The following is a 16,915-nucleotide window of genomic DNA, read 5'->3' as shown; positions in this document are numbered from 1 at the left end:
GCCGGCAGGGTGGCGGCGTGACCGAGTCGCCCCGCCGGACCGCCGCCCTGCTCACCGTCCTGCTCACCGGGCAGGCGATGGCCTCCATGGACACCTCGATCGCGGCGGTGGCCGCGCCCGCGATCCGCGCCGACCTGGCCGGGCCGCCGGCCGTGCAGCAGCTCGTGCTGGCCGGCTACACGCTCACCTTCGCCGTGCTGGTGGTCGTCGGCGCCCGGCTCGGCGCCCGGCACGGCTACCCACGGATCTTCCTGCTCGGCCTGGCCGGCTTCACCGTCGCCTCGCTGGCCTGCGGCCTCGCCCCGGGGCCGGTCGCGCTGGTGCTGGCCCGGGTCGCCCAGGGGGCGGCCGGCGCGCTGATGGTGCCGCAGGTGCTCGCGCTGATCCAGGCGGCGGTCCCGGCTGCGGCCCGGGCGCGGGCGATCGGGGCGTACTCGATGGTGCTGGCCCTCGGTGTGGCCGCCGGCCAGGTCCTCGGCGGGCTGCTGGTGACCCTCGACCTCGGCGGCCTGACCTGGCGGGCCGCGTTCCTGATCAACGTGCCGGTCGGCGTGCTGCTCCAGCTCGTCGGGCGGCGGGTCTTCGCCGGCCTGCCGGCCGACCCGCCCCGGCGGGAGCCGCTCGACCTGCCGGGCGTGGTGCTCCTCACTGTCGCGGTGCTCACCCTGGTGCTGCCGCTGGTGCTCGGCGGGGACCTCGGCTGGCCCGGCTGGGTCCGGGCCGCCGCGGCCGGCGCCGGCGCCGTCGGGCTGCGGCTCTTCCTCGGGTACGAGGCCCGGCGCGCCCGCCGTTCGGCGGCTCCGCTGCTGGACGTGACGGTGCTGCGCCACCCCGGGGTGCCGGCCGGGCTGGTGGCCTGCTGCGCCGTGATGGGCTGCTACGCCGGCTTCCTGTTCGTGCTCACCCTGCGGCTCCAGGACGGGCTGGGCTTCACGGCGCTGGCGGCGGGACTGGCCTTCCTCCCGTACGCCGTGGGTTTCGCCCTGTGCGGCCTGGTGGTGGCGCGGCTGCCGGAGCGGGTCCGGGCGGTGCTGCCGGTCGCCGGCCCGCCGGTGCTGGCGGCGGTGGTGCTGGCGCTGGCCGGGCTCTCCGTGGCGGGCTGGCCGTGGCCGGCGGGAAGCGCGCTGCTGGTGGCCGGCGGGGCGGCGCACGCGGCGGCGTTCAGCCCGCTGGTCACCCGGCTCGCCGGCGCCCTGCCGGCCGGGGCGGCCGCGGCGCTCTCCGCACTGGTCTCCACCGGCACGCTGCTCGCCGCCGTGCTGGGGGTCACCCTGGTCGGCGGACTGCATCTCGCCCTGGCCGCGACCGGCCGGCGCGGCCCGGTGCTCGTCCTGCCCCCGGCGGTCCTGACCGCCGTTCTGCTGCTGGCCGGCGCCGTCGCCGCCCGGCGGGCCGTCCGCCCGGCGCCGGTCACCCGGCCGGTCCCGGGCGGTCCCGAGGTCGTCGGCTCGCGGCCGTGACCCGGGGCCGCCCGGGAGGCGGCTCAGACCGTGGCGGTGGCGAGCCGGGTGACCCGGATCTTGGCGGCCAGGGCCTCCAGGAGGCCGCGGAGCAAGGTCTCCGTGGTGGCGTCGTGGACCGTGCCGTCCTGGGCCAGCTTCTCGTGCGCGTTGGTCACGATGATCTCCGGCTTGGTGACGACGGCCGAGTCGGTCACGAGGAAGAGCTGCCGGAGCTGGAGCTGGGCGCGGACCGTGCCCATGCCGGTCGGGGCCGCGCCGACGATGGCCACCGGCTTGTGCGCCAGCGGCGAAACCCAGCTGGTGACCGGGAAGCTCGGCCGGGACGCCCAGTCCAGAGCGTTCTTGAGCACCCCGGGCACCCCGTAGTTGTACTCGGGGGTCGCGATGAGCAGGGCGTCCGCGGCGGCGATCCGCTCCCGCAGGTCCACCACCGCGGCCGGTGGCTCCGGCTCGACGTCCTCGTTGAACGGCGGGATGGCGGCGAGGCCGGCGTACTGCTCGATGGTCATGCCGTCGGCGGCGAGGCGCTGTGCCGCCCGGATCAGCGCGGTGTTGAACGACGCCTCGCGCAGGCTGCCGGAGAGAGCCAGGACGGAGAACTCGGACACGGATGCCTCCAGGGACGATGCCGCACGCGATTTACGTGAGCTGCTCAACAGCAGAGCTGCTCAACAATCAGTTTCGCAAGTAGGATGTGAGGCATGGCGCAATCCACCGTCCCCACCGCCGGTTCCGACGTCGGCGACCGCTGCGGCCTGGCCGGGGACGCCGTGCGCCGGATCATGCACATCGCCTCGGCCATGCGGCACTACCAGGACGAGGAGATCGCCGCGCTGGGGCTCACCCCGGCCGCCGCCCGCGCCCTGCACGAGCTGGACCCCGACCACCCGCTGCCCGCCCGTGACCTCGCCGAGCAGTTGCGCTGCGACCGCTCCAACGTCACCGGGCTGGTCGACAAGCTGGAGCAGGCGGGGCTGGTGGAGCGGCGGGTCGACCCGGCCGACCGGCGGCAGAAGACGCTGGTGGTGACCGCCGAGGGCCGGCGCGTCCGGGACCGGGTCCGTCAGGTGATGTCCGACTCCCGACTCCTCGGCGGGCTCACCACCGCAGAGCTGGCCACCCTGCGTGAGCTGGTCTGGAAGGTCTCCGACGGCGGCTGCCCGGAGCGGTGCGGGGAGGACTGAGCCCGGCCGGGCGGTCCGTGTCCGACTGGGCGAGGTGGGCTCCGGTCGGTAATGCTGTCCGACGTGACCACCCCGCAAGAGCTCGACGACCGGTTCCGGGCCGCCCTGACCGCGCTCGGCGCCCCCGCCCAGCGGCGGGACCTGGGTGAACCGCTGCCCGGCGGCGCGCCGCTGACCGGGGCGCAGGCGCTCGCCGTGTTCGACGCCCAGCTGACCAGCCGGCTGCTCGACCTCGCCGGACGCTGGCTGCGCAGCTTCGGCGAGGGGTACTACACGATCGGCTCCGCCGGCCACGAGGGCAACGCCGCGGTGGCCGCCGCGCTGCGGCCGACCGACCCCGCCCTGCTGCACTACCGCTCCGGGGCCTTCTACTGCCTGCGCGCCGCCCAGGCGGCGGGCGCCGTCCCGGCAAGCGCGGCGGTCCAGGACGCCGACGATTCCGACGGCCCGGCCGCCCTGATCCCCGACCCGCGCACCCCGGCCGACGACGGCGCGAACGCCGGGCGCGAGTTCGTCGATGCGGTGCCCGAGCCCGGGCAGGTGACCGACATCGTGGCCGCCGGCCCCGCCGCAGAACCGTCCGACCCGGGTCCGGTCCTTTCCGACCCCGGTGCGGCCCTTTCCGACCCCGGTGCGACCTCGTCCGACGTCGGTGCCGACCCGTCTGGCGCCGGAGCGGACCCGTCCGGCGCCACCTCGGACCCGTCGGGCGCCGGGGCCGGCCCGGACGCGGAGGGCGGGTCAGCTGCGGCGACGCCGACGGACGGCCCGGCGGCGGGACCGCCGGTCGACGGCGGCGGAGCGCCGGGCGGGTCCCTCCGGACCGGTGCCGAGGACGAGACGGCGAGCCTGCCGACCGGGGCCGGGGTGGCCGTGGACGCCGCCGGCGCGGCGACGGCCGGCGTACCCGAACTGCCCCTGCCCGACCCCGACGACGCCTACGCGGCCGCGGCCCGCGACGTGCTGCGCGGAATGGTCGCCTCCGCCGCGGAGCCGATCGCCGGGGGCCGACACAAGGTCTTCGGCCGGGCCGACCTCGCGGTCATCCCGACCACCTCCACCATCGCCTCGCACCTGCCCCGGGCCGTCGGCATGGGGCTCGCCCTGGAACGGCTGCGCCGCGGCGGCCGGCCGGCCGACGGGGACGCCGGGCCCTGGCCGCCGGACGCCATCGTGGTCTGCTCGTTCGGCGACGCCTCGGTCAACCACGCCACCGCCACGGCGGCGTTCAACACCGCCGGCTGGTACGACCACGCCGGGCTGCGCATCCCGGTCCTCTTCGTCTGCGAGGACAACGGGCTCGGAATCAGCGTGCGGTCACCGCGGGGCTGGGTGGCCGCGACCCTGCGGGCCAGGCCGGGAATCCGCTACTTCGCCGCCGACGGCACGGACGTGGCCGAGGCGTACCGGGTGGCGGAGGAGGCGGCGGCCTGGGTACGCCGGCACCGGCGGCCGGCCGTGCTGCACCTCGGCACCGTACGGCTGATGGGGCACGCCGGCGCGGACGCGGAGCCCGCGTACCGGAGCCCGGCCGAGATCGCCGCGGACGTGGCGCGGGACCCGCTGCTGGCCACCGCCCGGCGGCTGGTCGAGGCCGGCTACGCCACCGCCGAGGAACTGCTGGCCCGCTACGACGAGCGCGGCTGGCAGATCCGCCGGCTCGCCGAGGAGGTGCTCGACGAGCCGAAGCTGACCTCCCCGGTCGACGTGGTCGCCGAGCTGGCCCCGCGCCGGCCGGTCCGCATCTCGCGGGCGGTCGCCGACGCGGCGACCCGGGCGGCCGGCCCGGCCGCCGACGCGCGGGCCGAGGCGTTCGCCGGCAAGCTGCCGGAACTGGCCGGGCCGCTGACCCTGGCGCAGAGCATCAACGCGGCCCTGGCCGACGGGATGCTCGACCACCCCGGGATGGCCGTCTTCGGCGAGGACGTGGCCGCCAAGGGCGGCGTGTACGGGGTGACCAAGGGGCTGCAGACCAGATTCGGGGCGGCGCGGGTGTTCGACACCCTGCTCGACGAGACCTCGATCCTCGGGCTGGCGCTGGGCGCGGGCGTGGCCGGGATGCTGCCGGTGCCGGAGATCCAGTACCTGGCGTACCTGCACAACGCCGAGGACCAACTCCGGGGCGAGGCGGCGACCATGCGGTTCTTCTCGCGGGGGGCGTTCCGCAACCCGATGGTGGTGCGGGTGGCGGGGCTGGCGTACCAGGAGGGGTTCGGCGGGCACTTCCACAACGACAACTCGGTGGCCGTGCTCCGCGACGTGCCGGGGCTGGTCATCGCGGTGCCGGCCCGGCCGGACGACGCCGCGCCGATGCTGCGTACCTGCCTGGCCGCCGCCGCGGTGGACGGCGCGGTCAGCGTCTTCCTGGAGCCGATCGCGCTCTACCACACCCGCGACCTCTACACCGAGGGCGACGGCGAGTGGCTGGCCGAGTACGCCGAGCCCGGCGCCTGGGCCAGCCGCCACGTGCCGATCGGCCGCGCCCGGGTGTACGGGGTCGGCTCGGCCGACGACCTGACCATCATCACCTTCGGTAACGGCGTGCGGATGTCGCTGCGGGCGGCGGCCACGCTGGCCGACGAGGGCATCGGCAGCCGGGTGGTGGACCTGCGCTGGCTGGCCCCGCTGCCGGTGGCGGACATCATCCGGGAGGCCTCGGCCACCGGCCGGGTGCTGGTCGCCGACGAGACCCGCCGCTCGGGCGGGGTGGGCGAGGGCGTGATCGCCGCCCTGGTCGACGCCGGGTACGTCGGCACCGCGCGCCGAGTCGCCGGGCTTGACTCGTTTGTACCATTAGGTCCGGCGGCACGTCAGGTTCTGGTCTCCGAGGAAGCCATTACCGAGGGTGCCCGTACGCTGCTGGCACGGTAAATTCCGTTGCACCCGGTGCGCCACTTGCGCGGGGAGCCACAACTGTGTGGACTGGGCCCGACGGCGTCGGACGACGTCACGAGCAGGGATGAGATGAGGAGGCACGCGACAGTGAGCGCGACCGCTGGTCAGGCCGCCGACGGGGTACGCAGCCTGGCGGACCGGTTCGGGATCGAGCCGGGGATGGTCGTCATGGAGATGGGTTACGACGACGACGTCGACCAGGATCTCCGGGACGCCCTGACCGACCGCAGTGGAGAACTGGTCGACGAGGACACCGACGAGGTGGTCGACGCGGTTCTCGTCTGGTACCGCGACGGCGACGGCGACCTCTTCGAGCTCCTCGTCGACGCCCTCGGACCGCTCGCCGACAACGGCGTGGTCTGGCTCCTGACGCCCAAGGCCGGCCGGGACGGTCACGTCGAGCCGAGCGAGGTCGCGGAGAGCGCGCAGACCGCCGGCCTCCAGCAGACCTCCACCATCAACGCGGGCCGCGACTGGAGCGGCGCCCGCCTCGTGCTCCGGCGCGGATCCAAGGGCAAGAAGTAGGGCGGCGTCGCTCCCGGCGGCCGACGCCGCCGGGTGTGGCAGGCTGATCATCTCCAGACCCGATCCGAGGAGTTCCCATGCCCATCGAGGTTGGCGCCGAGGCGCCGGACTTCGTGCTCAAGGACCAGAACAACCAGGAGGTCCGGCTCTCCGACTTCCGTGGCCGGCGCACCGTGCTGCTGGTCTTCTACCCGCTCGCCTTCACCGGCATCTGCCAGGGCGAGCTGTGCGAGGTGCGGGACAACCTCAACGAGTACGTCAACGACGACGTCCAGGTGCTGACGGTCAGCGTCGACTCGGTCTACGCGCACAAGATCTGGGCCGACCGGGAGGGCTACCAGTTCCCGCTGCTGGCCGACTTCTGGCCGCACGGCGCGGTGGCCCAGGCGTACGGCGTCTTCAACGACGTCGCGGGCATCGCCAACCGGGGCACCTTCGTCATCGACCGGGCCGGCGTGGTCCGCTTCGCCGAGATGAACATGCCCGGCGAGGCGCGGGACCAGCAGGGCTGGCGTAAGGCCCTCGCCGAGGCCGTCGCCGCCTGATTCCACCCGGGCACGTCGTTCGACCGGGTCGGAGGCCGGCAGGTAAGCTTGCCCCTCCGGCCCGCCGTACGGGCGTTCCGGGCGCGTAGCTCAGTGGGAGAGCACTCGCCTTACAAGCGAGGGGTCGCAGGTTCGAAACCTGCCGCGCCCACCACCAACCACCAGCGAAAACCGCCCAGAGAAGATCACTCCCTGGGGCGGTGACAGCAGTAGGCGACACATCCGGCTAGACGACCTTTTGACGTTGGGTATTTCTTGAGGCCCGTCTGGTGCCTGGCCCTGACGGTTCGCCCGTGAAGGACCGGGATTCCGTGGTGGGTCAGATCCGTGGGGCGGGTAGCTCGGGTGCGCGGCCGCGGGCGCGCCAAGCGTCCGAGCCGGCGACTCCGGCCAATACCGCAGCGGCGGCGCCACCGGCGGCCAGGGGCGGCAGGTGCCAGGTAGCCGGGATCAGAAGGCCCAGGGCGAGCAGGCCGGCCAGCCGCGATCGGGAGATTCGGCTGAAGGCCTGCAGTTCGAGAAGTGACCGGCCGGCCAGGAACAGCGCGGGCCCGCCGAGGATGGCGATGAGCCAGTTCGGTTCCGGCCGGCCGAGCGGCTCCATGATGTACAGATCGAAGCTGACACCGGCCAGGAAGACACCGGCGATCATGAGCAGGTGAGTCCCGGCCACCGCCACGGACTGCCGGAGCGGGTTCCGAGCACCCGTGATGGCCAGCGGCAGGGTCGCGCCGGCCCGGTAGAAATAGACCCGCCAAAGCAGCACGATGGCGACGAACGCAAGCCCGAACCCGGCCGCATGCGGGGCGCCTAAGTCACTGGCGCTGAGCCCCTTGCCAGCCACGAAGATCGCCTCACCTAACGTGATCAAATAGAACTGCTGCAACCGCTCGGCCACGTGCTCACCCGCGATTGGTACGCCAGCGAATCGCGCAAAAGCGGCCGTGCCCCTGACGTAGCCGATGGCCAGCGCGAGGGCCCAGAGCACGGCGCGTAGACCCTGGTCGTGCACCAGCGCGCCCACGATCCACAGCACCGCGCTCACGGCAATCGCCACGGGGTCCGTTTGACGGCGGACGCTCAGGAGGAGCAGCAGGCGGCTTATCCGGACCGCCGTATATGCGCCGGCGAAGACGAGAGCCCGCTGCTCGAACCCCTGCGGTACCACGACGGCCATCACCACGGCGCCGGCCATCGACATGAACACGAGAGCCTGGACCAGCAGCAAATCCGGACGTCGTCGGCTGGTCAAGGCGACTGTCGACAGCCACAGGACCCAGAGCGCCAGGAACAGCAGCAAGGTCGGGGCAGCCTCACCGATCAGGAGCTCGTGCCCGGTGCTGAAGTCGTCGCCCAGCCGCAAGCTGACCTGATTGAGCGCGAACACGAAGACAAGATCGAAGAGCAGCTCCAGGAAGCTCGCCCGCATCCAGCCGGCTTCCTCGCGTACGAGCCGCTCGCCGCCCGGCTCATCCATCCGTCATCAGCCCGACGCAGAGTCCCAACATAGTCATGGCGCTTCCTCTCGTATCACTCCATCCAAACGAGCCAGGAACGACGAAGCCGCTCGCCACGGCAGAACACCTAGCGCGCTCTTGGGAAGCGACAGTCGACGGAGTTTCACCCATCAGCTGAAGCCGCGGTCCGTCGTTGGCGCGGTCCGTGACACGAGAGCCGACTCAGGCTGCTCCGGCAGCGCCCGTATGAGCCGTCAAGGCCCGCTTGACGTGGCGGGCCGGGCGGCGGCCCGCTCCCCGAGGACGGGTCGGCGGCTGAGATGAAGCGGCCTACTTCACCGTATGCATCGGCTGACCGGTCAAGGCGCTGTGGCCGACAGTTACTAAGATCATGACGCCGGCCACTGCGAAAGCTACGCCCATCACCCGTTCCAGCACGATGAAGCGCGCTAGACGCTCCTCGTGCGGGACGTCGGGTAGCCAGCGCCATGGCGGGACTCGCCGTAGCACGCTCGCGGTGGACATCGATCGCCGCACGTGCCACTCCGTCACCCCGTGAAAGTTCGTGGCCAGGGCGACGCCTACGAGGCTCACAGCCGGGCCGATGACGACAGCCGCCACGACACGCCAGGTCTCCATCTGACCCCTCCCGGTGTGGTTACCGGATCTTTAGTTGGCCACCCGGGCAATTGGGGACCAGCGAGCGCAGCCGGTGACAGCAGTATCTCGGGCTCAGCAGGGGACGAGAACTCCTGCCGGAGACGGCCGATGAGTTCGGCCGCCTGCTCCAGCGTCTGCGCGGAGTTGTCGGGGTCGTCCAGGCTGAGGCCCAGCACGCTAGCGCCTTCACTGGTGACCGTGATGATGGCCTGGTAGTGGTTGCGAGCTCGGACGTAGAGCGAGAAGCCGCTGCCAGCGTTTGCACTTCGGCTGAGGCCCCGGAGGGCTTCGGCATCCCCACTGCGGGGCGATCCCGTGACGTAGGTCCGCAGAAACGGGTGCAGCCGCTCGTCGCCGGGATCATCGACGGCGACGTACCGGTCGACAAAGGCCCTGAACACATCCGGCTCGCAGCCGGGGACCCATACATACACGTCAAGGCAGGGCGGCATGATCGAAGGCTGTTAGCCGCTGACGTGGCGGAGGACGGCCAGGACCCGGCGGTTGTCGCTGTCCGAGGACGGCAGACCGAGTTTCGCGAAGATGTTCGCCACGTGCTTTTCCACGACTCCAGGGGTGATGACAAGAGCCGCCGCGATCCCGGCGTTGGATCGTCCCTCGGCCATCAGCGAAAGCACCTCACGCTCCCGGGGGGTCAGCGACGCCAACCCGGCCGTGTCCCGCCCGGCCCGCATCAGGTGGCCGACCACCTCCGGATCCAGTGCGGTGCCACCGGATGCCACCCGGGTCAGCGCGTCCACGAAATCGGCGACGTCGGCGACGCGGTCCTTGAGCAGATATCCGACGCCGGTCGGCCGATCGGCGAGCAGGCGGGTCGCGTAGCGGGTCTCCACGTACTGGGAGAACACCAGCACACCGACGTCGGGATGGTCGCGTCGGATGTCGATCGCGGCGCGCAGCCCCTCGTCGGTGTGCGTCGGTGGCATCCGGATGTCGATGATGGCTACATCCGGTACGACGGCGGCAATCGCGGACCGCAACGCATCCGCGTCGGCCACCGCCGCGCACACCTCGAATCCGCGGTCGGTGAGCAGTCGGACCAGCCCTTCGCGCATCATCGCGGCATCCTCCGCGATCACCACCCGCATGTCGTCGCCTCCGTTCACACGTGTGTGGGCAGCTCGATCTCGACCCGGGTCGGACCGCCGGTCGGACTGTGTACGAGCATTCGGCCGTCCACGACGGCGATGCGGCGGGCCAGGCCGGACAGGCCGGGGCCGTCCGGGTTCGCCCCGCCGATGCCGTCGTCCTCGGCGGTCAACGTCAGGCGCTCGCCGGATCGGACGACGCTGAGCCCGATACGCGTCGCCCGGCTGTGTTTGGCCGCGTTCGCGAGCAGCTCGGAGGCGCAGAAGTAGGCGATGGTCTCGATCGCGGGCGCCGGGCGGTCGGGCAGCTCGACGTGCACCCCGACCGGGATGGCGCTGCTCGTCGCGAGCGTCGCCAGCGCGTCGCCGAGACCGTTGTCGAGGACCGGCGGGTGGATCCCGCGCACCAGGTCGCGCAGGTCGGCGAGGGCGTCCTTCGCTCCGCGGTGGGCGAGCGCGACCAGTTCGCGGGCCTGTGCGAGGTCGGGTGGCGGACCGTCGGCACCGAGCTTCTCGGTCGCCATGCCGAGGTTCATGGCCAGCGTGGCCAGCCGGATCTGCGCGCCGTCGTGCAGGTCCCGTTCCAGCCTGCGCATCATCGCGGCCGCGTCGTCGATCGCCTGGGCCCGGGTGACCTGCAGTTCGCGTACCCGCTCGGCGAGCCGACGCGGACCGAGCAGCCGTCGCATCGCGGCAACGTCCAGTGCCGTACCGGCTCGCATCAACCACGGTGCGACCAGCAGCATGGCGAGGCCGGCCGCGGCGATGAGGAACGATCCGGCGAACGTCCGGGCACCGATGGCGCCGAACGGCGTCAGCGCCCACACCGGTCCGAGGCTCGTTCCGGCCGGGTGGTTGCGGAACAGCGGCCACCACACCGGGTAGCTGAGGTTGACCAGGCCGAACACGTAGCAGAACGCGCCGTAGCCCTCGGGAATGGCCAGTGGCACCTTGAGCAGGCCGTACCCGACGGCGCGCCAGCCTGATGCGTCGGAGACCACGGCGCTGATCCGCCTCGAGAGCCGGGGCGGCGGGGCGTCCACGTGCACGTCGAGCAGATGGTCCGCTAGTGAGCGGTGCACGGCTCCCATCGCGCGCCCGATCGGGGCGGCCAGCACGACCAGGAGCGCGACGGTGAGCGGAAGCAGGACCAGGAACAGCGGTGCGACGGTAGGTGCGGGCTCCTGGGACATGGCTCCGGTCGCCCAGAGGACGAGGGCTCCCAGGGCCAGCGGGATCGCCGGTGCGCTCAGGATCGCGGCCGCACTGACCACGCCGGCGACGCAGAACACCGCCCGGCGCAGGGCCAGTGTGGTGAACGGAGCGCGAAGCGCGGTCATCAGCCCATTGTCGCCGGTCACGCGTCGCGATAGCGGAGCAGCACTCCGCCGCACAGGATCGCCACCGCCGCGTACCCGCACATCAGCAGCACGCTGATCCAGCTTGCGAACAGCCCGGGTACGGGCGAGGTCACCGCGATCGAGTTGAGCAGCATCAGCAGCGGGACGAAGCGGCCGACGGCGATTCCGCTCTCGCCGAACAGGCCGGCCACGATCATCGGGACGAACATCAGACCGAACAGCGTGCCGATCGCGGCGCCCGAGTGCCGCACGATCGTCCCGATGCCGACCCCGATCAGCGCGATGGCGCCCAGATATACGCCGGTCAGCAGGACCGCGCGCAGGATCGCCGGGTCCCCGAGGGAGGCGGCCGGGATGGCGGTGCCGCGGATCGCGAGCTGCCCGCTCAGATAGCCGGCGAAGCTCGCGACAAGGCCGACGGTGAGAGCCGTGCCGCCGCACACGGCGACCTTCGCGGCTAGGACGATCCGACGCCGCGGGACGGCGGCCAACGTCGAGCGGATCATCCCTGTGCCGTATTCGCCGGTCACCATCAGGACGCCGAGCGCTCCGAGGAGCAGCTGGGCCAGAATGGCGCCGCCGAGGCTGTTGTTCAGGATCTGGGCGGCGGTGGCGACCGGGGTGTGCGATCGGTAGCCGAGTCCCACCCCGGCCCCGGCCCCGGCCATCGAGACCACCGCCGCGATCCCCAGCCACCACGTCGATCGGACGCTGCGCAGCTTGATCCGCTCCATCCGGGCCGCGTGCCGGAATCCGTAGCCGTTCATGACGCTCCCATACTGCGATAGTCGGTGGCCTGCGAGGTGAGCCGGAAGAACGCGTTCTCCAGGTTGTCGTAGCCGGCGGCGAGTTCGGCGACGGTCGTCTCGGCCAGCAGCCGGCCGCGGCCGATGACCACCAGCCGGTCCGCGGTCAGCGCCATCTCGGCGATCAGGTGGCTGGACACGAACACCGTCCGGCCTTCGGCGGCGAGTCCGCGCAGCAGGTCCCGGATCCAGCGGATGCCCTCCGGATCCAGGCCGTTGACCGGCTCGTCGAGCAGGAGGACGCCCGGGTCGCCGAGCAGAGCCACAGCGACGCCGAGCCGCTGGCGCATGCCGAGCGAGTACGTACCGGCACGTCTCGTTGCCGCGTCGGACAGACCGACGATGCGCAGCACCTGCTCGACCCGGGAACCGGGGATGTCGTTGCTCGCGGCCAGTGCGGCCAGGTGCGCACGGGCGCTGCGGCCGGGATGGAACGCCCCCGCATCGAGGAGCGCTCCGACCGTCTTCAACGGCCAGTTCAGGTCCGGGTACCGGACGCCGCCGATCAGTGCCTGGCCATGGTCCGGGGTGTCCAGGCCGAGGATCATCCGCATCGTCGTCGACTTGCCGGATCCGTTGGGGCCGAGGAAGCCGGTCACCACCCCCGGCTGGACCCGGACGCTCAGCCCGTCGACGGCCACCCGGCCGCCATAACGTTTGGTCAGCTCACGTAGTTCGATCACACAATCGACGCTAGGCAGCGCCGTCAGCGGTCGGAAGCCGGAAACCCTCCGACTCCGCCTGGGGGTTTTCCACCCCCATCGCGGTCCCCACCCGGCTGGCGTCAGGCTCGGGCACGTGGGTGACACGTCCGGCGGGAAGCTGCTCACGAGGCGGTTAGTCTGCGGCGCATGACAGACCTGGGACCGGTCACTTGGCCGCCCGCCCCGATCAGGACCGAGCGGCTCGTGCTCCGTGAGTCCGAGGCCCGGGACCGTGCGGCGTTCGTCGAGCTGTTCGCCTCGCCGGAGGTGGGCACCTATCTCGGTGGCGCTCGGCCCCGTGACGAACTCGAGCGCGAGACGGCTGAGGTGCCGGGACGGCGTCCTGGCCTTTTTGCGGTCGATCTCGACGGCGCGATGATCGGCATGGTCACGCTCGAGCGGCGCAAGGTAGGTCCTCCGGCTCGAGTTCGTCCGAAGTCGGGGGAGGTCGACCTCGGCTACCTGTTCCTGCCGGAGGCATGGGGACGCGGGTACGCCGCCGAGGCATGCGCGGCGCTCGCCTGGTTCGCCGGCGCGCTTCCCGGCGAGCCGGTGGTGCTCTGCACCCAGACCGCCAATGTCAGGTCGATGCGCCTTGCGGCGAAGCTGGGGTTCACCGAGGTGGAGCGGTTCGAAAAGTACGGCGCCGAGCAGTGGTTCGGGGTGTGGTCCTCAGTCACGCCGTCCGGTTGAGCCCGTGGGCCGATCTGTGATGCAGGTCCTGAGACCCGACACCGGAAGGGCCCTCAAAGTCGCTTGGCTGATGCCCCTGGCAGGCTGCGGGGGTGGAACAGTCTGCGTGGGCCGAGATTTCGGCGTTGGCGGCGGCGGCCCCGTATCCGGTGGAGGTGCTGCCTGCCGATCCTCAGCAGGCGGCAGCCTGCCTGGCGGCCTTGGAGATCACGACCAGGTCGTGGCTCGGGGCGGTGGTCGCCAACAGTGGCGGGCTGCTGATCGATCACGGTTGGCTTCGGGTGCTCGGGGGCGGGCACGACGGGCTGCCGGATGTGGCGGCCGAGATGGTTCCCGCGGCTGGTCGTCTGGTCGTCGCTTTCGATGTGATGGGCGGCCAGTTCGTGTGGTCGCAGGCGGAGCCGGGTGTTAGGCCGACTGTGCACTACTTCGGCCCGGAGGACCTGGCTTGGCAGGATCTCGAGCTTGGCTATGGCGACTGGCTGGAGGCGATGTTCGCCGGCGCCATGACTCAGTTCTATGAGGGCTTGCGGTGGGCGGGGTGGGAAGCCGAGGTGGCCAGCGTTGCTCTGGATCAGGGGATCAGCGCCTGGCCGCCGCCGTGGACCAGGGAGGGCAAGGATCTCTCGGCGGTGTCTCGCAAGCCGATCCGGCTTGCTGAACTGGTTTCAGTTCATCAGGATGTGGCGCGTCAACTGGGCTTCCTCTAGCACACCGCTGCCGCGCGCCGTCAAGGTCCGCTTGACGTGGCGGGCCAGGCGGCAGCCCGCTCCCAGGAGGGCGGGCCGACGTCAGACGGGGTGGCTGACGATGTCGTGGGGTGGGGGCATACTCGCCTTGTGGATCAAGGACGCCGGGTCGCAGAGCGTATGTACGAAGCTTTCAACCGCCGGGACGCGGTGGCCGCCAAAGACATCTTCGCCAGCGACTTCTACAGCCATCCCTTGAAGGCCAGCGGCTGGGAGTGTGTGCAGCGGGCCTGGCAACGTATGTGGGACCAACATCCCGGCCTGCAGGTAACCCTCAATGATCTAGTCGCGGACCACCAACGCGTGGCAACTCGGACCGAGATGGTCGGCTTCGCCGATGGCTCGACGGCAACAATGCTGGAGATGTTCACCTTCGAGAACGATCGCATCGTTGAGCTATGGGGCCTTTCAGCCAAGCCGCAGACGAAGTCCTAGTTCCGCTGCCACGCCTGACGCTCGGCATGGGTGACCAACCGGGTGACGACGGACGCGAGCAAGCCCGGACGTCCATGGACATTGGCGGACCGTTCGCGCAGCTCACCCCGGCTCGCGCAGCTCATCGACGGCTGATCGTTCTTTCACACCGAAGTGATAACCGACCGCTGTTTGGATTTTGTCAGGCCCGGTCGAATCGGTAGAGGTTGCATTCGTCGGGATCGTTGACGTACCAGTAGAGCCAGGGATCGCCTCGGCTGCCGGAGACGTCGAGGTAGGTGCTGTAGCCGCCTTGTAGCCGGGCGGGGAGTCAAAGGACAGCCCGATATCCCCACGGGCATCGTCCGCGGCTCGGAGTTCCCAGCTGCCGGGCCCGGACAACGGTGGGAGTAACTCGAAGCCTGCGGAGTTGTTCAGTGCGCTGGCGGTGAGCATTCCGTTCGGTTGCAACTCCAACCGGCCGCCGTCTTCGGTGAGACGTAGGAGCCGGCAAGGTCGGCCGCCGTGATGTTCGCGGGGCGTTCGGTGCCGCAGCCGATGCCGAAGTACCACAAGCCGGTGCAGGCGACTATGCCTCCGCACACGCAGAGTACGGCGACGATCAGTCCGATCGAGACAGTGGCGACGTGCGCCCCGTGTTCACCCGCACATGATAGGGCGACCGAGATCACTTCGTCGAAGCGGGCCGGCGCCAGCGACTGGTTGGCCATGATCGGGACGATGTGCGGAACGAGCACGTCTGGCTGGATGGCCGGCGGGACGTCCACCTCCATCAGCAGAGACAGGACAATGCTCCGTGGATTCCCCCTGATCGCCTCCGGCGTACACCCGGCAGGTAGTTCGGTTTCAGGTGGTGCCTCCCGGGAACGACGCTGCCATGCCCGAGCCCAAGGAGGAGCGTGCAAAGAATGCGGTGCGTGCGGTCCACCGGGCTGCTACTCGGTATCGCGACGACGACCTGCACCGGGCGGCGGAGGAGATCAGCCGCATGGCTCGAGAGCTAGGACACGATCCGGGTCCGATCGAGGAGTGGCGGCCGTGCCCGGTGTGCGGGGCCGAGCCGGGCGCGCAGTGCATCAAGGTGCCGGGGCACGACATGGTCGGCGGTGTGCATCCAGAGCGGCTGAGGGAGTAAGGACGACGGAAGAATCCGGCCACCAACTAGTGAGCCTGCTCCGGCCAGCAGTGGGCCGATGACCGGTGCGGCCGCAGTGATCGCGAACGTCACCCCGGTGGCCACCATCGTGCGGCGGGTCGGGATGTCAGTGGCAGCGCCACCAGCCAACCGCCCATCTGGTCGCCCCAGCGCCGCCGCGCCATGGTGGCGCCCCCGATCCGCAGCGGGGCAACAACGATCTTGACGACCACGTCCTGCACTGCTTCCCCCTGTCGACAGTCGCGCCCGACCCGCCCTACGGCGCCGCCGCCGTCGGTTCGCCGAGTCCGTCGCGTGCCGGGGCCAGCGCCTCGTGCGCGGTGCGGTCGGGGTGGTCGGGCCGTGGGCCCTGGTCCTGCTGTCCGGTCCTGGCCGGTCGGACCTGGAGGACGGCGACGGAGGACAGCACCAGGACTCCACCGGCGAGCTGCGCCGGGGTCATGGTTTCGCCGAGGGCGAGTGCGGCCAGTGCGGTGGCGACCACCGGTTCGAAGGTCGACATGATGGCGGCGGTCGACGGGCCGGTCCGTTTCAGGCCGGCGAAGAAGGTGAGCATCGCCAGGACGGTGGAGACCACGGCGATGCAGGCCAGCCAGAACCATCCCGACGACCGGAAGCCGAGGTCGACCCCGCCGGTGAACACGGCGCGTGCGCCGAGGGTGCCCGCGGCCCCGGTCATCACCAGCGCGGACAGCACCAAGGGCGGCAGCCGGTGCACGACGGTGTCGGCGACGAGGATGTAGACGGTGTAGGTGATCGCGGCACCGAAGGCCAGCAGCGCCCCGAGCGGGTGGAAGCTCAGCCCGCCGGCGCCGAGCAGGACCAGCAGCGTCCCGCCCGACGCGGCCAGCAGCGCGGCGGATCGCCCTGGTGTCAGCCGGTCCCGGCCCAGCAGCACCGCCGCCACGGTGACCAGGACCGGGTAGGTGTAGAGGATCAGGGACAACAGCGAGGCGTCCATCAGTTGCAGGGCCGAGAAGAACAGGCTCGCCTGAGCCGCGTACCCGACCGCGCCCAACCCGATGGCGATGGCCAGCACCCGGCCGAGCCCGGCCGGTGCGCCTTGCTGTGGACCCGGTTCCGCTCGTAGGCCCGGCCGCAGGAGCAGGACCGTCCCCAGCAGCGCGGCCGCCAGGCTGAAGCGCACGAGCAGCAGTGCGGTGAGACACCCGC

At 71.5% G+C, this 16,915-nt stretch carries 19 protein-coding genes and 1 tRNA gene; 10 read left to right on the top strand and 10 right to left on the bottom strand.

Features of this window, described 5'->3' with window-relative positions; genetic code table 11:
* The first annotated feature begins 17 nt into the window (after positions 1–17).
* Positions 18–1,460, top strand: a complete 1,443-nt coding sequence (locus AC0OLQ_RS28155) for an MFS transporter (RefSeq protein ID WP_484528762.1) — start codon at positions 18–20, stop codon at positions 1,458–1,460.
* A gap of 23 nt (positions 1,461–1,483) precedes the next feature.
* On the opposite strand, the gene AC0OLQ_RS28150 is transcribed toward AC0OLQ_RS28155, so the two are convergent.
* Positions 1,484–2,071, bottom strand: coding sequence for an NADPH-dependent FMN reductase (locus AC0OLQ_RS28150; RefSeq protein ID WP_357335887.1), 588 nt, complete (start codon positions 2,069–2,071; stop codon positions 1,484–1,486).
* Positions 2,072–2,164: 93 nt separating this feature from the next.
* Here AC0OLQ_RS28150 and AC0OLQ_RS28145 point away from each other — a divergent pair, with 93 nt between their 5' ends.
* The 5 genes from AC0OLQ_RS28145 to AC0OLQ_RS28125 all read left to right on the top strand — a co-directional run bounded on the left by AC0OLQ_RS28145 (position 2,165) and on the right by AC0OLQ_RS28125 (position 6,766).
* Positions 2,165–2,647: a MarR family winged helix-turn-helix transcriptional regulator gene (locus AC0OLQ_RS28145; RefSeq protein ID WP_484528761.1), complete on the top strand. Its 483-nt coding sequence runs from the start codon at positions 2,165–2,167 to the stop codon at positions 2,645–2,647.
* Between the two features lie 51 nt (positions 2,648–2,698).
* Positions 2,699–5,518, top strand: coding sequence for a thiamine pyrophosphate-dependent enzyme (locus AC0OLQ_RS28140; RefSeq protein WP_484528760.1), 2,820 nt, complete (start codon positions 2,699–2,701; stop codon positions 5,516–5,518).
* A 111-nt stretch (positions 5,519–5,629) separates the two neighbouring features.
* Positions 5,630–6,067, top strand: coding sequence for a DUF3052 domain-containing protein (locus AC0OLQ_RS28135; RefSeq protein ID WP_357335880.1), 438 nt, complete (start codon positions 5,630–5,632; stop codon positions 6,065–6,067).
* A gap of 77 nt (positions 6,068–6,144) precedes the next feature.
* Complete coding sequence (locus AC0OLQ_RS28130) at positions 6,145–6,612, top strand: peroxiredoxin (protein ID WP_484528759.1); 468 nt, start codon at positions 6,145–6,147, stop codon at positions 6,610–6,612.
* 79 nt (positions 6,613–6,691) lie between these two features.
* Positions 6,692–6,766 (top strand) — tRNA-Val (locus tag AC0OLQ_RS28125).
* Between the two features lie 165 nt (positions 6,767–6,931).
* Here AC0OLQ_RS28125 and AC0OLQ_RS28120 read toward each other — a convergent pair.
* From AC0OLQ_RS28120 to AC0OLQ_RS28095, 6 genes are all read right to left on the bottom strand, one after another.
* The gene (locus tag AC0OLQ_RS28120) at positions 6,932–8,089 is read right to left on the bottom strand and encodes a low temperature requirement protein A (protein WP_484528758.1); all 1,158 of its coding nucleotides are present in this window, start codon (positions 8,087–8,089) and stop codon (positions 6,932–6,934) included.
* Between the two features lie 570 nt (positions 8,090–8,659).
* The gene (locus AC0OLQ_RS28115; protein ID WP_484528757.1) at positions 8,660–9,181 is read right to left on the bottom strand and encodes a hypothetical protein; all 522 of its coding nucleotides are present in this window, start codon (positions 9,179–9,181) and stop codon (positions 8,660–8,662) included.
* Between the two features lie 12 nt (positions 9,182–9,193).
* Positions 9,194–9,838, bottom strand: coding sequence for a LuxR C-terminal-related transcriptional regulator (locus AC0OLQ_RS28110; RefSeq protein WP_484528756.1), 645 nt, complete (start codon positions 9,836–9,838; stop codon positions 9,194–9,196).
* A 14-nt stretch (positions 9,839–9,852) separates the two neighbouring features.
* A complete protein-coding gene (locus AC0OLQ_RS28105; RefSeq protein WP_484528755.1) occupies positions 9,853–11,178 on the bottom strand; it encodes a sensor histidine kinase in 1,326 nt (441 codons plus the stop codon).
* Positions 11,179–11,195: 17 nt separating this feature from the next.
* The gene (locus AC0OLQ_RS28100) at positions 11,196–11,966 is read right to left on the bottom strand and encodes an ABC transporter permease subunit (RefSeq protein ID WP_484528754.1); all 771 of its coding nucleotides are present in this window, start codon (positions 11,964–11,966) and stop codon (positions 11,196–11,198) included.
* Complete coding sequence (locus tag AC0OLQ_RS28095) at positions 11,963–12,688, bottom strand: ABC transporter ATP-binding protein (protein WP_484528753.1); 726 nt, start codon at positions 12,686–12,688, stop codon at positions 11,963–11,965. Before AC0OLQ_RS28095 ends, AC0OLQ_RS28100 begins: the two co-directional genes overlap by 4 nt.
* A 168-nt stretch (positions 12,689–12,856) precedes the next feature.
* Here AC0OLQ_RS28095 and AC0OLQ_RS28090 point away from each other — a divergent pair, with 168 nt between their 5' ends.
* The 3 genes from AC0OLQ_RS28090 (at position 12,857) to AC0OLQ_RS28080 (ending at position 14,586) form a co-directional block, all read left to right on the top strand.
* Positions 12,857–13,402: a GNAT family N-acetyltransferase gene (locus AC0OLQ_RS28090; protein ID WP_484528752.1), complete on the top strand. Its 546-nt coding sequence runs from the start codon at positions 12,857–12,859 to the stop codon at positions 13,400–13,402.
* Positions 13,403–13,494: 92 nt separating this feature from the next.
* Entirely contained in the window at positions 13,495–14,112 is a 618-nt protein-coding gene (locus tag AC0OLQ_RS28085; protein ID WP_484528751.1) for a DUF2625 family protein, read from the top strand.
* Positions 14,113–14,241: 129 nt separating this feature from the next.
* The gene (locus AC0OLQ_RS28080; RefSeq protein WP_484528750.1) at positions 14,242–14,586 is read left to right on the top strand and encodes a nuclear transport factor 2 family protein; all 345 of its coding nucleotides are present in this window, start codon (positions 14,242–14,244) and stop codon (positions 14,584–14,586) included.
* Between the two features lie 413 nt (positions 14,587–14,999).
* Here AC0OLQ_RS28080 and AC0OLQ_RS28075 read toward each other — a convergent pair whose 3' ends face one another.
* Complete coding sequence (locus AC0OLQ_RS28075) at positions 15,000–15,359, bottom strand: hypothetical protein (RefSeq protein WP_484528749.1); 360 nt, start codon at positions 15,357–15,359, stop codon at positions 15,000–15,002.
* Between the two features lie 104 nt (positions 15,360–15,463).
* Between AC0OLQ_RS28075 and AC0OLQ_RS28070 the strand changes: the two genes are divergently transcribed.
* Positions 15,464–15,721 (top strand): zinc finger domain-containing protein, encoded by a 258-nt coding sequence (locus AC0OLQ_RS28070; protein ID WP_484528748.1) that lies wholly within the window; start codon positions 15,464–15,466, stop codon positions 15,719–15,721.
* A gap of 89 nt (positions 15,722–15,810) precedes the next feature.
* On the opposite strand, the gene AC0OLQ_RS28065 is transcribed toward AC0OLQ_RS28070, so the two are convergent.
* Both AC0OLQ_RS28065 and AC0OLQ_RS28060 read right to left on the bottom strand, forming a co-directional pair.
* Positions 15,811–15,963 carry a hypothetical protein gene (locus tag AC0OLQ_RS28065; protein ID WP_484528747.1) on the bottom strand — a complete coding sequence of 51 codons (153 nt, stop codon included), beginning with the start codon at positions 15,961–15,963 and terminating at the stop codon, positions 15,811–15,813.
* Positions 15,964–15,998: 35 nt separating this feature from the next.
* Entirely contained in the window at positions 15,999–16,889 is an 891-nt protein-coding gene (locus AC0OLQ_RS28060) for a DMT family transporter (RefSeq protein ID WP_484528746.1), read from the bottom strand.
* Positions 16,890–16,915: the final 26 nt, after the last annotated feature.

Source organism: Micromonospora sp. Utrum1 (assembly GCF_057197805.1).
The sequence above is the reverse complement of the archived record's forward strand: the minus strand, read 5'-3'. Positions and strand labels throughout refer to the sequence as shown.

Excerpts from the sequence above, each read along its gene's own strand:
- AC0OLQ_RS28145 (WP_484528761.1), top strand. The coding sequence starts at position 2,165 with ATGGCGCAATCCACCGTCCCCACCGCCGGTTCCGACGTCGGCGACCGC.
- AC0OLQ_RS28140 (WP_484528760.1), top strand. The coding sequence starts at position 2,699 with ATGCTGTCCGACGTGACCACCCCGCAAGAGCTCGACGACCGGTTCCGG.
- AC0OLQ_RS28130 (WP_484528759.1), top strand. The coding sequence starts at position 6,145 with ATGCCCATCGAGGTTGGCGCCGAGGCGCCGGACTTCGTGCTCAAGGAC.
- AC0OLQ_RS28120 (WP_484528758.1), bottom strand. The coding sequence starts at position 8,089 with ATGGATGAGCCGGGCGGCGAGCGGCTCGTACGCGAGGAAGCCGGCTGG.
- AC0OLQ_RS28115 (WP_484528757.1), bottom strand. The coding sequence starts at position 9,181 with ATGCCGCCCTGCCTTGACGTGTATGTATGGGTCCCCGGCTGCGAGCCG.
- AC0OLQ_RS28110 (WP_484528756.1), bottom strand. The coding sequence starts at position 9,838 with ATGCGGGTGGTGATCGCGGAGGATGCCGCGATGATGCGCGAAGGGCTG.
- AC0OLQ_RS28105 (WP_484528755.1), bottom strand. The coding sequence starts at position 11,178 with ATGACCGCGCTTCGCGCTCCGTTCACCACACTGGCCCTGCGCCGGGCG.
- AC0OLQ_RS28100 (WP_484528754.1), bottom strand. The coding sequence starts at position 11,966 with ATGAACGGCTACGGATTCCGGCACGCGGCCCGGATGGAGCGGATCAAG.
- AC0OLQ_RS28090 (WP_484528752.1), top strand. The coding sequence starts at position 12,857 with ATGACAGACCTGGGACCGGTCACTTGGCCGCCCGCCCCGATCAGGACC.
- AC0OLQ_RS28075 (WP_484528749.1), bottom strand. The coding sequence starts at position 15,359 with ATGGAGGTGGACGTCCCGCCGGCCATCCAGCCAGACGTGCTCGTTCCG.
- AC0OLQ_RS28070 (WP_484528748.1), top strand. The coding sequence starts at position 15,464 with ATGCCCGAGCCCAAGGAGGAGCGTGCAAAGAATGCGGTGCGTGCGGTC.